This window comes from Erwinia aeris (assembly GCF_041224955.1).
GTDB classification, from domain to species: Bacteria; Pseudomonadota; Gammaproteobacteria; order Enterobacterales; family Enterobacteriaceae; genus Erwinia; species Erwinia aeris.
The window spans coordinates 1-15,925 of the sequence record NZ_JBGFFX010000020.1; the positions used below are offsets into that span (position 1 = coordinate 1).

Consider the following 15,925-nt stretch of genomic DNA (forward strand, 5'->3'; position numbering starts at 1 on the left):
AAAAACCAGGCCCGGGGCACATAGACTCCATATTGTGGTGATTTGAATCCAGCTCGCTAGTGTACACCGCAACGGCACGCTGAGGGCATATCCCTAAAAATTATAAATCAGACACAGGACGAAAGGTTATTCAGCAGAAACGGCGAACGTGATAACAATTTTTTATTGAGCATGAGCAACGATGCATGCTTCGGGCATTCTGCGTTTGCTATTGGCGACCTGGCGCCGATCACAGATGGTGAGCCTGATAAACAAATGCTTGAGGTTTTACGGCAAAAACACATTACGGTGCTTTAGCAGGATGATGAATTGCTTCAGGTTGATTACGGGGTGTATCCGTACAGAAGGCCAGATATGGCGCACACAGGGCCTTTGAGGTTATTTTTTCCGATGGTGATGGTTGATAAAGGAACAAAATAAACTTTCCAACCACTTTAATAGTCCTCACCAATATGAATAAAGAAAGCCATGTATATTTCCGGTCATAAACATACTCATAATCAGCCTCCTGTCAGTGACTCACCTTCCAGTAATACGTCTGCAGATGAAAGTCGCCTGACAGCGGGCGCGGCCTCCGCCCGTGACAGCGAACCGCCTACAGAGCCCTCCTCTGAGGCGAAACAGCACGGTCATCATCCGGAAGCAGACAAGGGGATTTCCGGCAACAGAAAGTTGCTTGTGGGATACAAAGATGCACTGTCCCGTAGCATGGTGGAAGGCGATAAAAAACATCTGGCCAGGTTTGACAATAATCTCCGTCCCCCATCGGTTTTGCTGCCGCGCGCAGCCTCGTCACCAGATGTCATTCATGACAGCGATGTCCTGAATGATTTTCGCAGACAGGCTTCTGAGCGTGGAAGACGTTATGGTGCCAGTGCAAAGACCGTTGGGAAAAATCAGGAAGCCTGGATCGATAAAAAAACAGGGAAGGGAATACTCAGCGGCACACTCTGGCCCCATGATGAAGCGGTATGGAACACCATACCGGATATCAAAAATCAGCCTTCCGCTGTATTCATGCCGGGTTATGCCGTGGGCGATCGGTATTCTGCCATTCTGACAATGCTGACGTATCCGGAAATGAAGCTCACCATCGGCTACAGCGAGAAGCAACCGGTACTGCCTGCTGAAAAAAAATACGCCATGGAAGCATTTGAAATCATTACGGATGCCCTGAAAAAGTCTGGCGTGAGTCAGGAAAATATCAACAAACGGCTTTCCGTAGTGCGCTATGACGGTGAAACCCCGCTGAACCACATTAGCGGCAGTTTTAACGATCCGGAGAACCGGAAAAATTTCACCACGGTACTGGGAGAAAAATCCGCCATTTGTGAACCACAGAATGCCTCACCCGACAGCCATCTCTTCCATATCTCCGCAACGACGGTAATGATGGCAAAACACTGGGAAGACAATGATGATCCGGTGCGTTCCGGCGCTGAAATCAGAAAGCTGGTTTATGGCCTGGTTAATGAAGAGGCCCGGGCAGAGCTTGACAGCCTTGTTGACAGCACGATTAAGGAAACGGGCCTGAAAGATAACTCCGTCTTATTATGGAAAACAAACAAGCCATTTGAGACGCCGGTTCGTGACGCCGCCTCTGCCCGTCAGAAAGAGGCGTTTGCCAATCCCCGTATGTTTGAGCTTATCCACGCTGCGCTGGAAAAGCAGGGAACGCCGGTAGCCTATATCGGGGACGGCTTCCGAAATGAGTACAAAAATCGCATTGAAGATCGCCATCCCTGGGAAAATCGCAGTACGCCCGACCTCAGCAAATTCTGGCAAAAATCTGCGCTTCTGAAAGAGCGTGTCAATCAGTGGTATTTTCTTGATCGGATAATGCAGAAATCAAACGGGAAAGCCTTCATCGGCGTGCGCAGCGGCGCGCTTGAACCGCTGAGTCTGTTAGGGCATAACGTCGTTTACCTTGAACCTAAATCCCTGTTCACGCCTGAACGCCATGCCCCCTGGCAGGGACGTATCCCCTATAACCGTCTGATTACAGAGGCATCAGCGGGGTATATTGATAATGACACGGAGGTGGAGCTGAAGAATCTGGGTAAGGAAATTGTTGCTGACAACCTGAGGGCCAAACTTTCTCTTGGGCCGGGTGACGGCGATCGGCAAGCCCTTGTCAAAAGCCTGTCGGAAAATAATCTTGCTGGCAGGGAGAAAATTGACCGGCATGACCGCATTGAAAATAATATCGCACAAGGCATTCTTTCACCGGCAGAGCTCAGCCTGATGTTGCGTATGGTCGAAACCGGCCAGCCTGCGCATTTACTTATGGACAGTGAGAAAAGCGGATAGCCGTCATCTTTTATTTGCCGGGTCTTATAAGCAGGCTGACTGCTGAGCTGCCGACGTAAAGTGATGACGGCGCAGCTCGATCGGCCTGTGTGTACCCGTATACGGGACGGCCAGAATATAAGCCTGCCGAAAGTTAGTAAACAGGCGTGAAATCAACTGCGTATTGACAAAAACGCTACCTGAGCTCGCCGAAATAGCCCTCGTCGGCTTTTTTCAGCAGTTCGTCCACAATAATCCGGACTTTCGGAATGAGATGGCGCGTCCGGGGCCAGACTACGCTAAGCGCAACCGGAACCGGCATGTGATCGGCCATGATGGTAACAAGATGGCCGGCGGTGATATGGCTGCCCACCATCGACTCCGGAAACTGCGCAATCCCCGCCCCTGCCAGACAGGCCAGCAGCATGGCATCGCCGTCGCTTATCTGATGCGCCGTACCGGATATAAACTTTATTTCCCGCTCTGCCACCGGACGTAGCCGCCAGGCAAGGGGCGCCCCGCGCCGGAAGCCCATTATGCAGCGGTGCTTTTTCAGCGCTTCAATGTCGTCAGGCACGCCGTGTTGTTCAAGATAACCGGGGGACGCGCACAGGAAAAGACGCTGCCGGCTCAGGCGCCGGGCAATCAGCTCATCCGTGCTCTGCAGTTCGCCCAGGCGCAGCACCAGATCCACCCCCTCCTCAACCGGATCGATAAGACGGTCATTAAAGGTCAGCGCCAGCCGCAAAGCCGGATAGCGGGCTGTCAGCTCCAGCAGTATCGGCATCATCAGGTTGCGACCAAATGATGCCGGCATATCGATACGAACCGTGCCCGCAGGGTTGTCCTGACGTCTGCTGAGCATGTTTTCAGCAGAGTCCAGGATTTCCAGCGCCGACAGGCAGCTTGTCAGATAGGCTTCTCCATCGCTGGTCAGGCTCAGTTTACGGGTTGAACGGTGGAACAGCCGTGTACCCAGCCTTTCCTCCAGCCTTGCCACGCTCTTGCCGACCGCGGATTTTGTGATGCCCAGCTGCTCTGCGGCCTCGGTAAAACTGCTCGATTTTGCCGTGATAACAAAATTCGTGATCCCCCGCAGGGATTCGGCCGTTAATTCGGTAGACATAAAGTTTACTCACTGGCGACTTATAGCGTGTTTATCGATGTTTAATTCTATACCAGACTGAAGTCAGCATATAAACACACGACCGGCCACGGCCGGAAAATTCGTCTGAACCGGGAAATCGTTATGTCACAGACAAAACCCCTTACGTTCGTGTCCCTGCTGGGCAGCCTTCGGGCAGGGTCTTTCAATGCGGTTGTGGCGCGAAATCTTGCTGCGCTGGCGCCGCCAGGCGTGGACATCAGCCCGCTCGGCTCTGTGGGCGATATCCCGCACTATGATGCCGATCTGCAAGCCCAGGGATTTCCCGAGACCGTGATGGCAATGGGCAAAGCGATCTCGGCAGCGGACGCGCTGATTATCGTCACGCCTGAATATAACTATTCCGTGCCGGGTGCCCTTAAAAATGCCCTGGACTGGCTTTCACGCCTGTCCGACACGCCGGTTGCCGGCAAACCCGTCGCCATACTGACGGCCTCGCCCGGTGCCATAGGCGGCGCCCGGGCACAATATCATCTGCGTCAGATCCTGGTCTTTCTGGACGGCAGCGTCCTGAACAAGCCTGAAGTGATGATTAGCCAGGCTTCATCCAGGCTCGATCCGCAAAGCTGCACCATAACGGATGCGGATACCCGCAGCCTGATTGCGGCTCAGCTCAGCGCGCTGGCAGAAATGGCGGTAAAGCAGAGCTGAGCAACACCTTTACCCTGTCTGTAAAATCTTTGGAGGAAATTATGTCTACCGGCACCGTTCGCGGTATGGACCATGTTGGCATCACCGTTTCTGATATTGAAGAAGCAACCCGCTTCTTTTCAGAAGCTTTTGGGGCTGAAGTTATCTACGACTCCGTGTCGCCCTCGGACGACGACGTGAAAGGCGAAGAGACGGAAAGTATCCTGAACCTGTTTCCGGGAACCAGAATCACCACGGTCAGGATGATGAAACTACAGCACGGCCCCGGCCTTGAGCTGTTTGAAATGCAGGGGCCGGAGCAGCATCAGCCCGTACGGCCCAGCGATTACGGCATCCAGCATTTTGCCGTTTACGTTGATGACATTAACGAAGCCATCGGCCTGTTTGAGCGTGCCGGCGGGAAAATGTTTACGTCTCCGCAGCCGCTGATGTTTCCGACCGAGGCAGGAGACAATAACTTTTTCTGCTACGGCCGGACGCCCTGGGGCAGCGTAATTGAATTAATCTCACTGCCCTCCAGGCTTCCCTATGAAGAAAGTACTTCCCTGCGACGCTGGAAGCCGTAAATATCGTGGTTGCGCAGGCCTGACTTTTTCTAAAAGCCAATAACGGGGGCAATTCACCGTTGCCCCGACTCCCGCCGCATCTCTCTGCTGAGTGCTTTTAAGGTCTGTCAGCGCCTCTTGACGCAGCCTGGCCGCGCTGGCTGTCGCCACGCGCGGTCAGCAGGCAGGCGGGCAAAAAGGGATCGGGCCAGCGCATAAGTTATCTTATTTAATAGCAGCATAAGTGCGCCCTTCTCTGAGCCATGCCTCAAAAAATAGGCAATCAAGGCGCAAGGCTTCTCAGCACCAGCGCAGCCAGGCGGCTGGCATCTTCTTTGGCCGTATCAAGGGCGGCCTGCAGCTGCACCGGATCGGCGTAGGGCCTGAGCACCAGATAAACAGCGGCAGCCGTTTCGTCCAGCGGCGTTTTACGCTCAAACTCTCCCGCCTCGCGCCCCTCGCGCAGAATGGCAACGGTGGTTTCGCGCAGCCAGGCTTCATACCGCTCTGCCGACGACCAGCGATCGCGCGAAGCCGCAGCAGCGATATCAAAAAGGCGGCGTTCCCGAAAAAACAGCTCGCTCCCCGCCACCGTAAGCGTCTGAAAAAGGCACTGCATTTTCTCCGTAGCCGAAGGCGCCTCTTCCAGCGCGGCGTTCAGACGTTGGGTTATCTGCGTAAGGCAGCTGGCGCAGATGACTTCACCTATCTCCTGTTTTGAACTGAAGAACTTATAGATATACGCCTTGGAGAAGCCCACCGAGCGAGCCAGATCGGACACGGTGGTTTTCTCAAAGCCGTAATGGCTGAAGTACTCCATGGCGGCATTGACAATCTGGTCACGAAGGGTGTGATCGGACGGGCCGCGCGTGGCGGCAGGAAGTTTTTGTTCAGTCATTTTTTTTAGCTTCGCTCAGTGAGCTCCCGTTAACGAAATGTGACCGCAATATAGTCTGGTCACCATTTTAACGCACATCGGGCCCGCTTAGTGTTTTTCCGGCACTGACGTTGTACGCGCTGTGCAACTGTGCCGTCATGCTTCACCAGCCTACACCGGGCTGCGCATGTTTTTGCGCAGGGCAATGAGATCCACCTGCCACTGATTTAATTTATTGTAAAGCGCAGTGCGTGAAATTCCCAGAAGCCGGGCCGACTGACGCATATTTCCCTTATTTGCACTCAACACCTCGAGCACGTGCTGGCGCTCTTTTTCATGCAGCGAAGCCTGCCCGGACGCTGGCTGAGCAACAGGATCTCCCTGTCGCATCTCCTCGGGCAGATCCTGCTGGCTGATTTCCATCCCCTCGCATAAATTCACCATCCGTTCGACCAGGTTTTCCAGCTCGCGCACGTTGCCGGGCCATTGCCAGGCCTGTAAACAGGCCATCGCCTGCGGTGAAACAGCCGGGGCGATGCGCTTCAGCCGGTTACAAAGCGCCTGAATGAAAGTATTTACCAGGCCCGGTATGTCTTCACGCCGCTCGCGTAGCGGGGGAATATTGAGGGAAACAACATTGAGGCGATAGTACAGATCGCGGCGGAAAGCGCCTTTCTCCACGGCATCGGACAAATTACAGTGGGTAGCGGCAATAATACGGACGTTGACCTTAAGAGGATGCGCGGCGCCAATACGCACCACTTCGCTTTCCTGGATCACCCGAAGCAGGCTGGTTTGTGCTTCCAGCGGCATTTCGCCAATTTCGTCGAGAAACAGCGTTCCGCCGTCGGCAAGCTCAAATTTTCCGGCCGATCCGCCTCGCCGCGAGCCGGTAAATGCGCCATCAGCGTAGCCAAACAGCTCGCTCTGTACCAGATCCCGCGGCAGCGCGCCACAGTTCAGCGCCACGAAAGGCTCCTGCTGGCGCGGGCCGGCATTATGGATCGCCTGGGCAAACAGCTCCTTACCCGTGCCGCTTTCACCCGTCAACAGCACGGTGCTGTCGGTGCGGCTACTGGCCCTTGCCTGCTGAATAGCCTGCTGCAGCGGCAGCGAATAGCCGCGGATCATATCGAACGTATAGCTGGCGCTCACGCCCATCACCCGCCGGGTAATGGCGCGGATACGCTGGTTTTCGCGCAGAGACAATACGCGCCCGCCGTCAGGCGCGGGCATCAGTGAAACCAGGCAGGAGACCGGCTCTTTGCCGCCGGGCATAAAAAGCAGCTCGCGATCGTTACAGAAAGGCAGGCTGAGCAGCGAGACGTCCTGCGGACGCAGCAGCGCATCAATGGATCCCGCTTCCGGATCGAGGCCACAAAAAATCTGGCGGGCATAGCGATTAAGCGTTTTGATGCTGCCGTGGCGGTCACAGACGATTACCCCTTCATTCAGCGTTTCCAGGATAGATTGCTGCTCGGCGAGCAAATGACGCAGCTGCAGCTGTTGGCCTATCGTCTCCGCCGCTGCCTGAACGGTGCCCAGCGTGTGCGTGTTGAACTTATCCGGCGTGGCGGTAAGCGTCAGTACGCCAGCCAGCTTGCCGTTCTTATCGCGCACCGGCGCGGCGGCGCACTGCCGATGCCTTCTACGCAGATCCAGCTTCCAGTTTTCACCGCTTAACACGTATACCAGCCGCTGTTCGATCAGGCAGCGCGCGGTACAGTTGGTGCCCAGCACCTCCTCACGCAAAATGCTGCCAACGGGCGTCAGATCGGCACCGCAATAATACAAGGTTACCCCGTCAGCATCCGTCAGGTTGATATGGCCGTCCGGATTATAGGCCAGCAGGTTTTCCATAATGCTGCGCGCAACCTGAATCATCTCTGCATTTTGTTCCAGGATAGCGGCCAGTTCGTCTGGCGATGGGGAAATATAGCTGAACGTTTCCGGATCGATATTAAGCGCCCGAGAACGCTGCCAGGAATGCAAAATGCTTTGCCGCATCCAGCCCGGCTGTTTGCCGCCCGTAAAGCTGTGCCAGCCTTGCCACAGCAGGCTGTCCCACTCCGTGACTTCCGTGCTGTCCGGCAGGCTGAAGATAGGATCGCTCTCGTCTTTAAAGGGTAGCCGGCTCAGGTTTTTCATCTACACATCCTTTTAGGTCTGGAATGTCCATTTTATTTACATGTTAAGTTGACATGTAAATTTTGTTTCCAGTTTGTGATCTCTAACTGTGTGGTACTTCACATTACAGGCCCCTTACCGGTTGGCATGCCCTTTGCAATACCTCTTACAGACACGTTGAAAGCGTTAAAAGGAAAGGGGTTGTGATGCGTAAACATAATATCCGGTTGATTCTTTTCATCTGTTCCGTTGCTTCACTCAGCGGCGTGATCCTTGGCTATGACGCTTCGGTGATCTCCGGCGTAATTGAGCCTTTAACAGAACATCTCAACCTTTCTGCGTGGGAAAGCGGCTGGGCCGTTTCAAACGTTATTCTGGGGTGCGTGGCGGGCGCATGGGGCGTGGGATACGTTTCAGACCGTATCGGGCGCAAGTCCACGTTGATTATTACCGCCGTACTCTTTGTTATTTCCGCCGTGGGATCCGCTCTCGCCCATTCGCTGACGGGTTTTGTGCTCTATCGACTAATTGGCGGGCTGGCGGTAGGAATGGCGTCAGCGATTACCCCTCTCTATATCGCGGAAATCTCCCCCAAGGACTGGCGCGGCCGTATGCTTGGCCTGCAGCAAATGCTGATGGTTGGCGGCCAGGTCACGGTGTATATCGTTAACTATCTGATTGCGCGCGGTATGCCGCATGCCTGGATCGTCAGCGAGGGCTGGCGCTGGATGCTGGCTTCCGGCGTGGTGCCCTGCGCGCTGTTCCTGCTGCTGGTGCCGTTGATGCCGGAATCTCCCCGCTGGCTGGCGCTGAAAGGTAAAACGGATCGCGCTCGCCAGGTGCTGACCCGCCTGTCCAACGCGCAACACGCCGAGCGTTTACTCACGGAAATTCTGGCTTCTTCTCAGGACGCACCTGCCCAGTCCAGCCAACGCGGCATCCTGCGCGACCCGCGTGCACGCTACATTTTGCTGACAGGCTGCGCGATCGCCATTTTGCAGCAGGTTTCCGGTATCAATATCCTGCTTTATTACGCGCCGTCCCTGCTGCAGAACATTACCGGCAGCACCCAGGATTCGCTGTTCCAGAGCATTTTTCTGGGCGTGGCGCTGCTGGCGGGCGTGGCAGTCTGTCTGAGCACCATCGACCGCTTTGGCCGGAAGCCGCTGCTGCGCTGGGGCGCAATAGGATGCGCGCTGTGCCTGATGTTCACCTCATGGGCGTTTATCGCGCAGATTGACGGCATGCTGCCGGTGATTGGGCTGGTGGCCTTCGTTCTGATTTTCGGGCTGTCGTGGAGTCTTGGCGCGTGGCTGCTAATTTCAGAGATTTTCCCTAATCGCATGCGCGCCGTGGCGATGGGTTTCGCCTTCTCTTCCATGTATGTGGCGAATTTTATCGTCACGCAAAGCTTCCCCATGATGAACCGCAGCGCCCTGTTGATGACGCATTTCCACGGCGCTTTTCCGCTGATGCTGTGCACGGTGGGATGCCTGGTAGCGTTCTGGTTCGTACAGCGCTTCCTGCCGGAAACGCGTGGCGTCTCTCTTGAACATATCGAACCGCTGATGCTTTCCAAATCCCGCCGCTTCGCAGCCAGGGCGACGCGGCCCGCTGAACAATCTTCCCTGCCCGACTGGGCAAACACTAAATAATAAGGAGTGCTGTGATGATGAAAACTGTACGAGTGGGACTTATCGGTGCAGGAAGGATGGGCAGTTTCCATGCTGAAAACCTTGCCTGGCGCGTGCCGGGCGCGACGCTGGCGGCCGTAGCCGATCCGCAGCCCGGCGCGGCGGAAAAGCTGGCGCAAAAGCTCGGCGTGGCAAAAGCCTACAGCGATCTTCATGCGCTGTTGCAGGACCCGGACATTGACGCCATTGCTATTGCTGCCCCCGCGCGTACTCATGCTGAATGGGTCATAGCGGCCGCCAGCGTGGGAAAACACGTCTTTTGCGAAAAGCCGATGGCGGTAACCCTTGAGGAAGCGGACCGTGCGATCGCGGCGGCCAGCCATGCCGGTGTGGTATTGCAGGTCGGCTTTAACCGTCGTTTTGACGGCGGCTTTGCCGCTGCGATTGCGGCGGTGAAATCGGGCGTGAACGGCACGACTCAGTTAAGCCGTTCGGTCACTCGCGATCCGGCCTTGCGCGATCCGGCCCCCATCCCGCAGTGGACCATTTTTCTTGAAACGCTTATCCATGATTTCGATACGCTGCTGCATTTTAACCCCGGCGCAAAACCGGTGGAGGTTTACGCATTGGCCGACGCGCTGGTGCGTCCGGATTTTAAAGACAAAGGCCTGCTGGATACCTCAGTAGTGACTATCCGCTTTGACAATGGCGCCATCGCGACGGCGGAAGCCAATTTTCAGGCGGTCTATGGCTATGACGTCCGCGGTGAAGTCTTTGGCAGCAAAGGCATGCTGCAGGCGGGCAATATCAACGCTACCAACTGCGTGCGCTATCACGAGGGCGGCATTGTTATTGAAACTTCCCGCATGGATTCCGAGCTGCTGCGTGAAGCCTATGTGACGGAGATGGCCGAATTTGCGCGCTGTATCCGCACCGGCGAAACGCCGCGTGCTACGGGCAAAGATGCGCGTAACGCGCTCGAAATTGCGCTGGCCTGCATTGAATCAGTTAAACAATGTCAGCCCGTCAAACTGGACGCACGCTAATGAACAGCTATCAGCTTTCCGTTTGCGCCGAAATGGTCTTCCTCGATCTGCCGTTTGTGGAGCGGGTAAAGCGTATTCATGCGCTGGGGTTTGGTGTCGAAATCTGGGGATGGGCCGGTAAAGACATTGATGCGCTGGCCGCCACCGGCGCGCGCTTCACCTCCATGACAGGCTATCTCAGCGGTAATCTGACCGATGACGACGATATCCGGCAGCTGCTGCAAAGCGCTGAAGCCTCGCTGGCGATCGCAGAGCGGCTACGGTGTCCGGCTTTAAATCTTCACGGAACCGGTCTGGATGACAAAGGATTACCGGTAAAACCGGTCGAGGTGGTGACTGGTGCGATGTGGCTTAAGGCTGTGGAAACCTTACGTCAGCTGGCGCGAATGGGCGAACGCGCCGGACGAATATTTACGCTGGAAAACCTCAATCTGCCCGTTGACCATCCGGGAACGCCGTTTGCGTTGGCGGCCGATACGCTGGCGCTGGTCAGCGCCGTTAACAGCCCCGCGCTGAAAATGAATCTCGACCTGTATCACGCACAGATCGGCGAAGGCAACCTGATTGAGCTGATCCGTAAAAGCCAGAAACATATCGGTGAGATTCAGGTAGCTGACGTACCGGGCCGTAAAGAGCCCGGCACCGGTGAGATCAATTACAAGGCGGTGGCGCGAGCGCTTCGGGAGATTGACTATCACGGCACGGTCGCGCTGGAAGGCTGGGCATCGGATGATTCGGCAGCGGCGCTGGAGGCCTTCCGCGAGGTCTTTACGCAGTAGTTTTCGCGGTAACTGGCGCTCTGTGAGCGCCTTTTACTCAAAAATTGCGATATGCTCACCTCCTGCCCGTGCAGAGGCTTTAACGGCGCCGCAAGCTGCGTAATCCCAGCCAGGCCACGGCAGCAACGCCCAGAATGGTCAATCCGGGGTTGTTGACGTTCAGATTAAGCGCACGCTGCTCCGCTTTTTCATCAAAACGGCCGTGACTGCGGTGCAGTCCTTCGACGGACTGATGCAGGTTATCCGGCCGGCCAGCGACCTCCGGCTCCTCGGTAATCTGGCCGCTCCAGCCCTGTTTTGCCATCATACGATCCAGCAGGCCCGGGAACAGCATATTGCCCACGATGGACTGGAATGTGGAACGCCCGACCCACACTTCCCGCGGCGCATGGCGCGCGGCTTTAAGAATGGCTCTGGCGGCGACCTCCGGCTGGAAAATGGGCGGCATAGGCTGAACGGTGTTGCCCATTTTGTTACGCGACCAGTCAAACTGAGGGGTATTAACGCCCGGCAGATGCACCATAGTCAGCCGAATCGAACTGTTGTTATGCAGCAGCTCGCTGCGCAGCGAATCCGTAAAGCCCCTGATTGCCGCTTTGGCCGCGCAGTAAGCGGACTGTAGCGGAACCGAACGATAAGCGAGCGCTGAGCCTACCTGTACGATAATCCCCTCGTCACGTTCCCCCATCAGCGTTAGCGCAGTACGGGTGCCGTGAACGCAGCCCAGATAGGTCACATCGGTGACGCGCTGGAATTCTTCGTCAGTAATTTGCGTAACGGGCGCCAGCACGGTCAGCATGGCTGCGTTAACCCAGACGTTGATCGGACCAAGTTCGGCTTCGATTTTACGACCGGCCGCCAACAGCGCGCCGCCGTCTGCCACATCTACTGCCGCGCCCGATGCCTGTACACCAAACAGTTTTAACTCTTCAATAGTCTCTTTTACGCTTTGTTCACTACGGCCAATCACCGCTACCGCATAGCCTGCTTCAGCAAAGGCCTGTGCGCTGGCGCGTCCTACGCCAGAAGTCCCACCTGTAATTACCGCTACTTTTTCCTGCAACATATCTGGCCCTCATAAACCGCTGCGTCACAGCCGTCTGATAAATAAAAAATGATAAACGCACGAATTTTCGTTAACAGAGTATGGCAGGCTGCTGAAAAATAGCTGGTTGATTGCAGAACAGGGATCAATAAATGGAAGGAACGCCTGCTGTCCTGCCGCATTGTGCGCACGAAGATGACTGTAGTCAGCGAGCTCCCGAGAGCAGTCCATCTCGAGCGATATAAAGCATTAATATCATTTCGTAGGTGACCAACCGCCGCTCTCAGAATGAAGAAAACGCCCTTCCTGGTTTCTGCCGGGCAGTTTCCGCTTAACCACTGAAGCGAGTAAAAAGGCGTAAACTTTTGACCACTGCGGAAAGTAATAAACCACTATGGGGAGTAATAACCACTATAGTGAGTAAAACGGCGGTAAAAATGTATCCACTCTGGTGAGCGTGACCTTTAATAGCGAGGCGTACAGCGTGTCTGGCTAGAGCCATGTTTTGGTAAAGCCAGGCAGGAAGGTATTTGAGCCTGACTTGCTTAACGCTGGCTCAACAACCACTGTAATGAGATCCGCCTCTCATTACAGTGGTTGCTTATCCGACATAACGGTGACTTACAGGAGCAAACTGACGCTCATCGCAGTGGTTGCTGGCGCTTTTGCTCTCCACAGTGGTTACGGTTTTTTACCGCTACGGATCTTTTCTAACAGTTCCAGCTCTTCTCGCGAAAGCATAACCATTTCGCCCTGGGGTACGGTTTCCTCAATCTCGTCCTCAGGCAAATCGGGCAGGCCAAGCGGGATTTCTGCCGGTCTGAGCTTTGGCCGCCGGTAGTGGATGACGAAATAGACGATTTTGCCTCGCTTAATCTCTGTGTAGTCCAGGTAGCCGATCTCCCTCAGCTGCTCCATCGCTTTACGGACGGTCGCGTTTTGCGTGATGGTACGCGAAGTAAGGTTCAGGCGAGCGCGCAGGCGGGCCATGGATATGGGCGCTGGTGAAGGCGGCAGGCTTTCGATAAAAGTATAAAGGGCCTGTGCAGACTCTTTACGGGACAGCTCGTTGATGGCTCTGAGCTGAAGAAGCACCTTTTTATCGAACTGATAGAGCTCAAAAATCTTGGGATCGGCCTGGAGAGTAACACTGTCGGTTTTAGTGCTGTATTTGGCTGACTGCACCAGATGCGTGACGTAATACTCCCCTTCTTTGTTGCTGAACTGAATAGTATTGGTCGCAATGCGGGTCAGGGAAGCATCCAGACGGCTTCTCAGCTTCGCTGAAGAGCGTACAGAAGGGATGCCGCACAGTTTAGCGAAATCGACGAACGGCAGCGTTACGCTGTCTCCCAGCACCTTATATTTGGCAAAGGCATGGATAATGCCGACCCAGGTTTTGAAATCGTTATCCATATCAAGCCGGGCACCGGTTATCCTGATATTTTCGTACCCTTCGGATTTAACGATCGACAGCTGTTTCAGCTCGTCAGTGACATCCATGGTCGACATCTGGTTTTTTCTGCCCCGCGCCGTCGATTTAAGCGTGGGTACAAACAGCCCAAGCCGCATCAGCGCCACCGGCTGAACGGTATTGTTACTGTTAGGAGTCAGGTTGATAACCTCTCCCGTCTTCTTGTCCGTTTCACAAAAAGCTGCATCTATCTGACTGATTTCTTGTTCTTTTTTCGGCATTTTACAAACCCGTGATATGAACAAGCGATATTCGCCGTTACTGGTTACAGTGGATACTAACACTCACCGTAGTGGTCAGGCTACTTGCTATAGTGGATTTATTACTCTCTACAGTAGTTGTTTTACTTACCACAGTGGTTAACGATCCCTTCTCAGGCCAGTTACGGCAGGCCTTGCGAAGCGCGGGGATCTTTATGGGTCTTTCTGGTTCTTTATATGATCTGTTATTGGATCGAACCAGTGGATAAAAAAATCTTATTTTCAGGAGCCTGTGGATAGCTATGGGTTAAAGCTGTGTCCGGATAATACAAAGGTTCAGCAAACCCGCTACAGGCAATGCTACAGCGGCAACTGCTTAATCATCAGTTATCTACAGGCAAATTGGCATGATACTCATTACAGTGGTTTTTAACTACTGTCCAGCGTGGATGTTTTACTCGTTATAGCGGTTATTTAGCTTATTACAGTGGTTATTTTGCTCACCACAGTGGATAGTAACCCCCTTCCAGGACAGGCCAGATAAGGGCTGAGCGACTCCGGGGATCTCTTAGGGATCTTAGAAGGATCTATTCAGGATCGATTGATTGGATCTGGCCTGTGAATAATAAGGAAAAACTGGCTATCACTATTGGTACACTACGCCTCTTACCACCTTTTGATGTTCGATATCAAAACTAAGACCGCAACATGGTCTGACTGATTTGAAAAAAATAGATAAGTGCTTTCAACTGGCAGCGACTTTTCACATATGCAAGGGGATCACAGCGGATAAAATGTACTAATTAACATTGGCTTTAGTTGCACATTAAGGCACCGCTAAAAAAGCAATATATGCATTGAGAGAACCCATGCCACAATAATCAGCTACGCTGACAATACTTCCCATGCCAGGATTTTAACCTTGCGCCCGGGAAACCAGACTCTCGCTTTTAATGCGTTATGCCCTGACTGACCGCCTCTGGCTAACCGCTTGTGACTAAAAGCTTATATTGCGGTTTGCTGAATAAACGAGAATTCAAAAAACAGGGTCTGATATACGCTCAACATGGGGAAGGCTTATGATTGTTGTGGATTCACTGGAAGCAGGCAAAGGCAACTGGATCAACAAGCCCGATAACTACTCACTGGAAAATGGAAAACTACAGTTAACTACCGCGCTCAACACGGATTTCTGGCGTCAAACCTATTACGGTTTTCAGCGGCATACCGGACATGCGTATGGATTTTACGTGGAGAACGACTTTACCCTTCAGGTAAAAATCATGGCGAATTTCTGCCATCTGTATGACCAGGCAGGTATTTTTTTGCAGGATGACGAACATCATTGGGTTAAAGCTGGGATTGAATTTAATGACGATCTGTCATCTATAGGGTGCGTGGTTACGCGTAAAACCTCTGACTGGTCAACCGGTCTTTTTCCCGGCGATCCGCAAACTTTCTGGATGCGCACTACGCTGGAAAACGAGGCCTTAAGGATCCAGTATTCGACAGATGGTAAAAAATGGCCGCTGCTGAGGCTATGTCACTGGCCAGATATAAAAAATCGTTTTATCGGCGTGATGGGCTGCACCCCGGAGAGAGAAGGACTTGAAATAACATTTGACGAGTTCAGGCTCGGGTCTCCTTTGAGTAAATCGCTTCACGATTTGACATGAATTCGTATCAGGATCCCGGCAAAAAAGCCATAACTTTGTTCAGGCTATAAGAGGCGAACAGAAAAAACTTACGCTAAGGCTGCAAGCATTTGCATTTAATGCAGGGTATCAAGTATTTCTTGGCTTAATGTTTGCCATTCTTTCTACCCTGGTCCGTTTGTGCTTCTGCAGGAAAGGTATCCCACAAATGATTTGAGTTCATTCTGCCGATCCTCCGGATGCAGACGGCAAGACTTACTCTCCGGCGCATCCGGAAGCTATTTCACCAGTCCAAACCCCAGCGGTTTCCTGAATTGCGGTAACTAACAGAACTTTCTACGCACGTTCATCGGATCTCTCTTAATGATATCGAGCTCCCAGAGGTCGTCGTTCAGCAGTTTGCAGGACAGGTTAACCCTGATGGAAACGACATCATAA

General features: G+C 53.8%; 12 protein-coding genes. 7 read left to right on the forward strand and 5 right to left on the reverse strand.

Features of this window, described 5'->3' with window-relative positions:
- The first annotated feature begins 468 nt into the window (after positions 1-468).
- A complete protein-coding gene (locus AB6T85_RS22720; protein WP_301253024.1) occupies positions 469-2,310 on the forward strand; it encodes a hypothetical protein in 1,842 nt (613 codons plus the stop codon).
- 175 nt (positions 2,311-2,485) lie between these two features.
- On the opposite strand, the gene AB6T85_RS22725 is transcribed toward AB6T85_RS22720, so the two are convergent.
- Positions 2,486-3,415, reverse strand: a complete 930-nt coding sequence (locus AB6T85_RS22725) for a LysR family transcriptional regulator (RefSeq protein ID WP_253461429.1) — start codon at positions 3,413-3,415, stop codon at positions 2,486-2,488.
- A 123-nt stretch (positions 3,416-3,538) separates the two neighbouring features.
- Between AB6T85_RS22725 and AB6T85_RS22730 the strand changes: the two genes are divergently transcribed.
- Together AB6T85_RS22730 and AB6T85_RS22735 are read left to right on the forward strand one after the other, a co-directional pair.
- Positions 3,539-4,105: an NADPH-dependent FMN reductase gene (locus tag AB6T85_RS22730; RefSeq protein ID WP_301253026.1), complete on the forward strand. Its 567-nt coding sequence runs from the start codon at positions 3,539-3,541 to the stop codon at positions 4,103-4,105.
- 41 nt (positions 4,106-4,146) lie between these two features.
- Positions 4,147-4,671 (forward strand): VOC family protein, encoded by a 525-nt coding sequence (locus AB6T85_RS22735; protein ID WP_253461432.1) that lies wholly within the window; start codon positions 4,147-4,149, stop codon positions 4,669-4,671.
- A 262-nt stretch (positions 4,672-4,933) separates the two neighbouring features.
- Here the strand turns inward: AB6T85_RS22735 and AB6T85_RS22740 are convergent, their stop codons facing one another.
- Entirely contained in the window at positions 4,934-5,548 is a 615-nt protein-coding gene (locus tag AB6T85_RS22740; RefSeq protein WP_253461434.1) for a TetR/AcrR family transcriptional regulator, read from the reverse strand.
- 150 nt (positions 5,549-5,698) lie between these two features.
- On the reverse strand, positions 5,699-7,675 hold the full coding sequence (locus tag AB6T85_RS22745; protein WP_301731064.1) for a sigma-54-dependent Fis family transcriptional regulator: 1,977 nt from the start codon (positions 7,673-7,675) through the stop codon (positions 5,699-5,701).
- A gap of 185 nt (positions 7,676-7,860) precedes the next feature.
- Here AB6T85_RS22745 and AB6T85_RS22750 point away from each other — a divergent pair, with 185 nt between their 5' ends.
- From AB6T85_RS22750 to AB6T85_RS22760, 3 genes are read left to right on the forward strand one after another with little or no spacing between them, the layout of a single operon-like run.
- Positions 7,861-9,309 carry a sugar porter family MFS transporter gene (locus AB6T85_RS22750; protein WP_369896896.1) on the forward strand — a complete coding sequence of 483 codons (1,449 nt, stop codon included), beginning with the start codon at positions 7,861-7,863 and terminating at the stop codon, positions 9,307-9,309.
- A gap of 14 nt (positions 9,310-9,323) precedes the next feature.
- The gene (locus AB6T85_RS22755; RefSeq protein ID WP_253461354.1) at positions 9,324-10,334 is read left to right on the forward strand and encodes a Gfo/Idh/MocA family oxidoreductase; all 1,011 of its coding nucleotides are present in this window, start codon (positions 9,324-9,326) and stop codon (positions 10,332-10,334) included.
- A complete protein-coding gene (locus tag AB6T85_RS22760; protein ID WP_301253030.1) occupies positions 10,334-11,113 on the forward strand; it encodes a TIM barrel protein in 780 nt (259 codons plus the stop codon). The genes AB6T85_RS22755 and AB6T85_RS22760 overlap by 1 nt, the downstream gene beginning before the upstream one ends.
- A gap of 79 nt (positions 11,114-11,192) precedes the next feature.
- Here AB6T85_RS22760 and AB6T85_RS22765 read toward each other — a convergent pair whose 3' ends face one another.
- Entirely contained in the window at positions 11,193-12,179 is a 987-nt protein-coding gene (locus AB6T85_RS22765) for an SDR family oxidoreductase (RefSeq protein WP_253461358.1), read from the reverse strand.
- Positions 12,180-12,839: 660 nt separating this feature from the next.
- Positions 12,840-13,853, reverse strand: a complete 1,014-nt coding sequence (locus tag AB6T85_RS22770; protein ID WP_301253031.1) for a RepB family plasmid replication initiator protein — start codon at positions 13,851-13,853, stop codon at positions 12,840-12,842.
- Positions 13,854-14,911: 1,058 nt separating this feature from the next.
- On the opposite strand from AB6T85_RS22770, the gene AB6T85_RS22775 reads away from it, so the two are divergent.
- On the forward strand, positions 14,912-15,508 hold the full coding sequence (locus tag AB6T85_RS22775; protein ID WP_301253033.1) for a DUF1349 domain-containing protein: 597 nt from the start codon (positions 14,912-14,914) through the stop codon (positions 15,506-15,508).
- Positions 15,509-15,925: the final 417 nt, after the last annotated feature.

What these genes read in the sequence shown, in the direction of transcription:
- AB6T85_RS22720 (WP_301253024.1), top strand. Translation starts at nt 469, where the DNA reads ATGTATATTTCCGGTCATAAACATACTCATAATCAGCCTCCTGTCAGT.
- AB6T85_RS22725 (WP_253461429.1), bottom strand. Translation starts at nt 3,415, where the DNA reads ATGTCTACCGAATTAACGGCCGAATCCCTGCGGGGGATCACGAATTTT.
- AB6T85_RS22730 (WP_301253026.1), top strand. Translation starts at nt 3,539, where the DNA reads ATGTCACAGACAAAACCCCTTACGTTCGTGTCCCTGCTGGGCAGCCTT.
- AB6T85_RS22735 (WP_253461432.1), top strand. Translation starts at nt 4,147, where the DNA reads ATGTCTACCGGCACCGTTCGCGGTATGGACCATGTTGGCATCACCGTT.
- AB6T85_RS22740 (WP_253461434.1), bottom strand. Translation starts at nt 5,548, where the DNA reads ATGACTGAACAAAAACTTCCTGCCGCCACGCGCGGCCCGTCCGATCAC.
- AB6T85_RS22745 (WP_301731064.1), bottom strand. Translation starts at nt 7,675, where the DNA reads ATGAAAAACCTGAGCCGGCTACCCTTTAAAGACGAGAGCGATCCTATC.
- AB6T85_RS22750 (WP_369896896.1), top strand. Translation starts at nt 7,861, where the DNA reads ATGCGTAAACATAATATCCGGTTGATTCTTTTCATCTGTTCCGTTGCT.
- AB6T85_RS22755 (WP_253461354.1), top strand. Translation starts at nt 9,324, where the DNA reads ATGATGAAAACTGTACGAGTGGGACTTATCGGTGCAGGAAGGATGGGC.
- AB6T85_RS22760 (WP_301253030.1), top strand. Translation starts at nt 10,334, where the DNA reads ATGAACAGCTATCAGCTTTCCGTTTGCGCCGAAATGGTCTTCCTCGAT.
- AB6T85_RS22765 (WP_253461358.1), bottom strand. Translation starts at nt 12,179, where the DNA reads ATGTTGCAGGAAAAAGTAGCGGTAATTACAGGTGGGACTTCTGGCGTA.
- AB6T85_RS22770 (WP_301253031.1), bottom strand. Translation starts at nt 13,853, where the DNA reads ATGCCGAAAAAAGAACAAGAAATCAGTCAGATAGATGCAGCTTTTTGT.
- AB6T85_RS22775 (WP_301253033.1), top strand. Translation starts at nt 14,912, where the DNA reads ATGATTGTTGTGGATTCACTGGAAGCAGGCAAAGGCAACTGGATCAAC.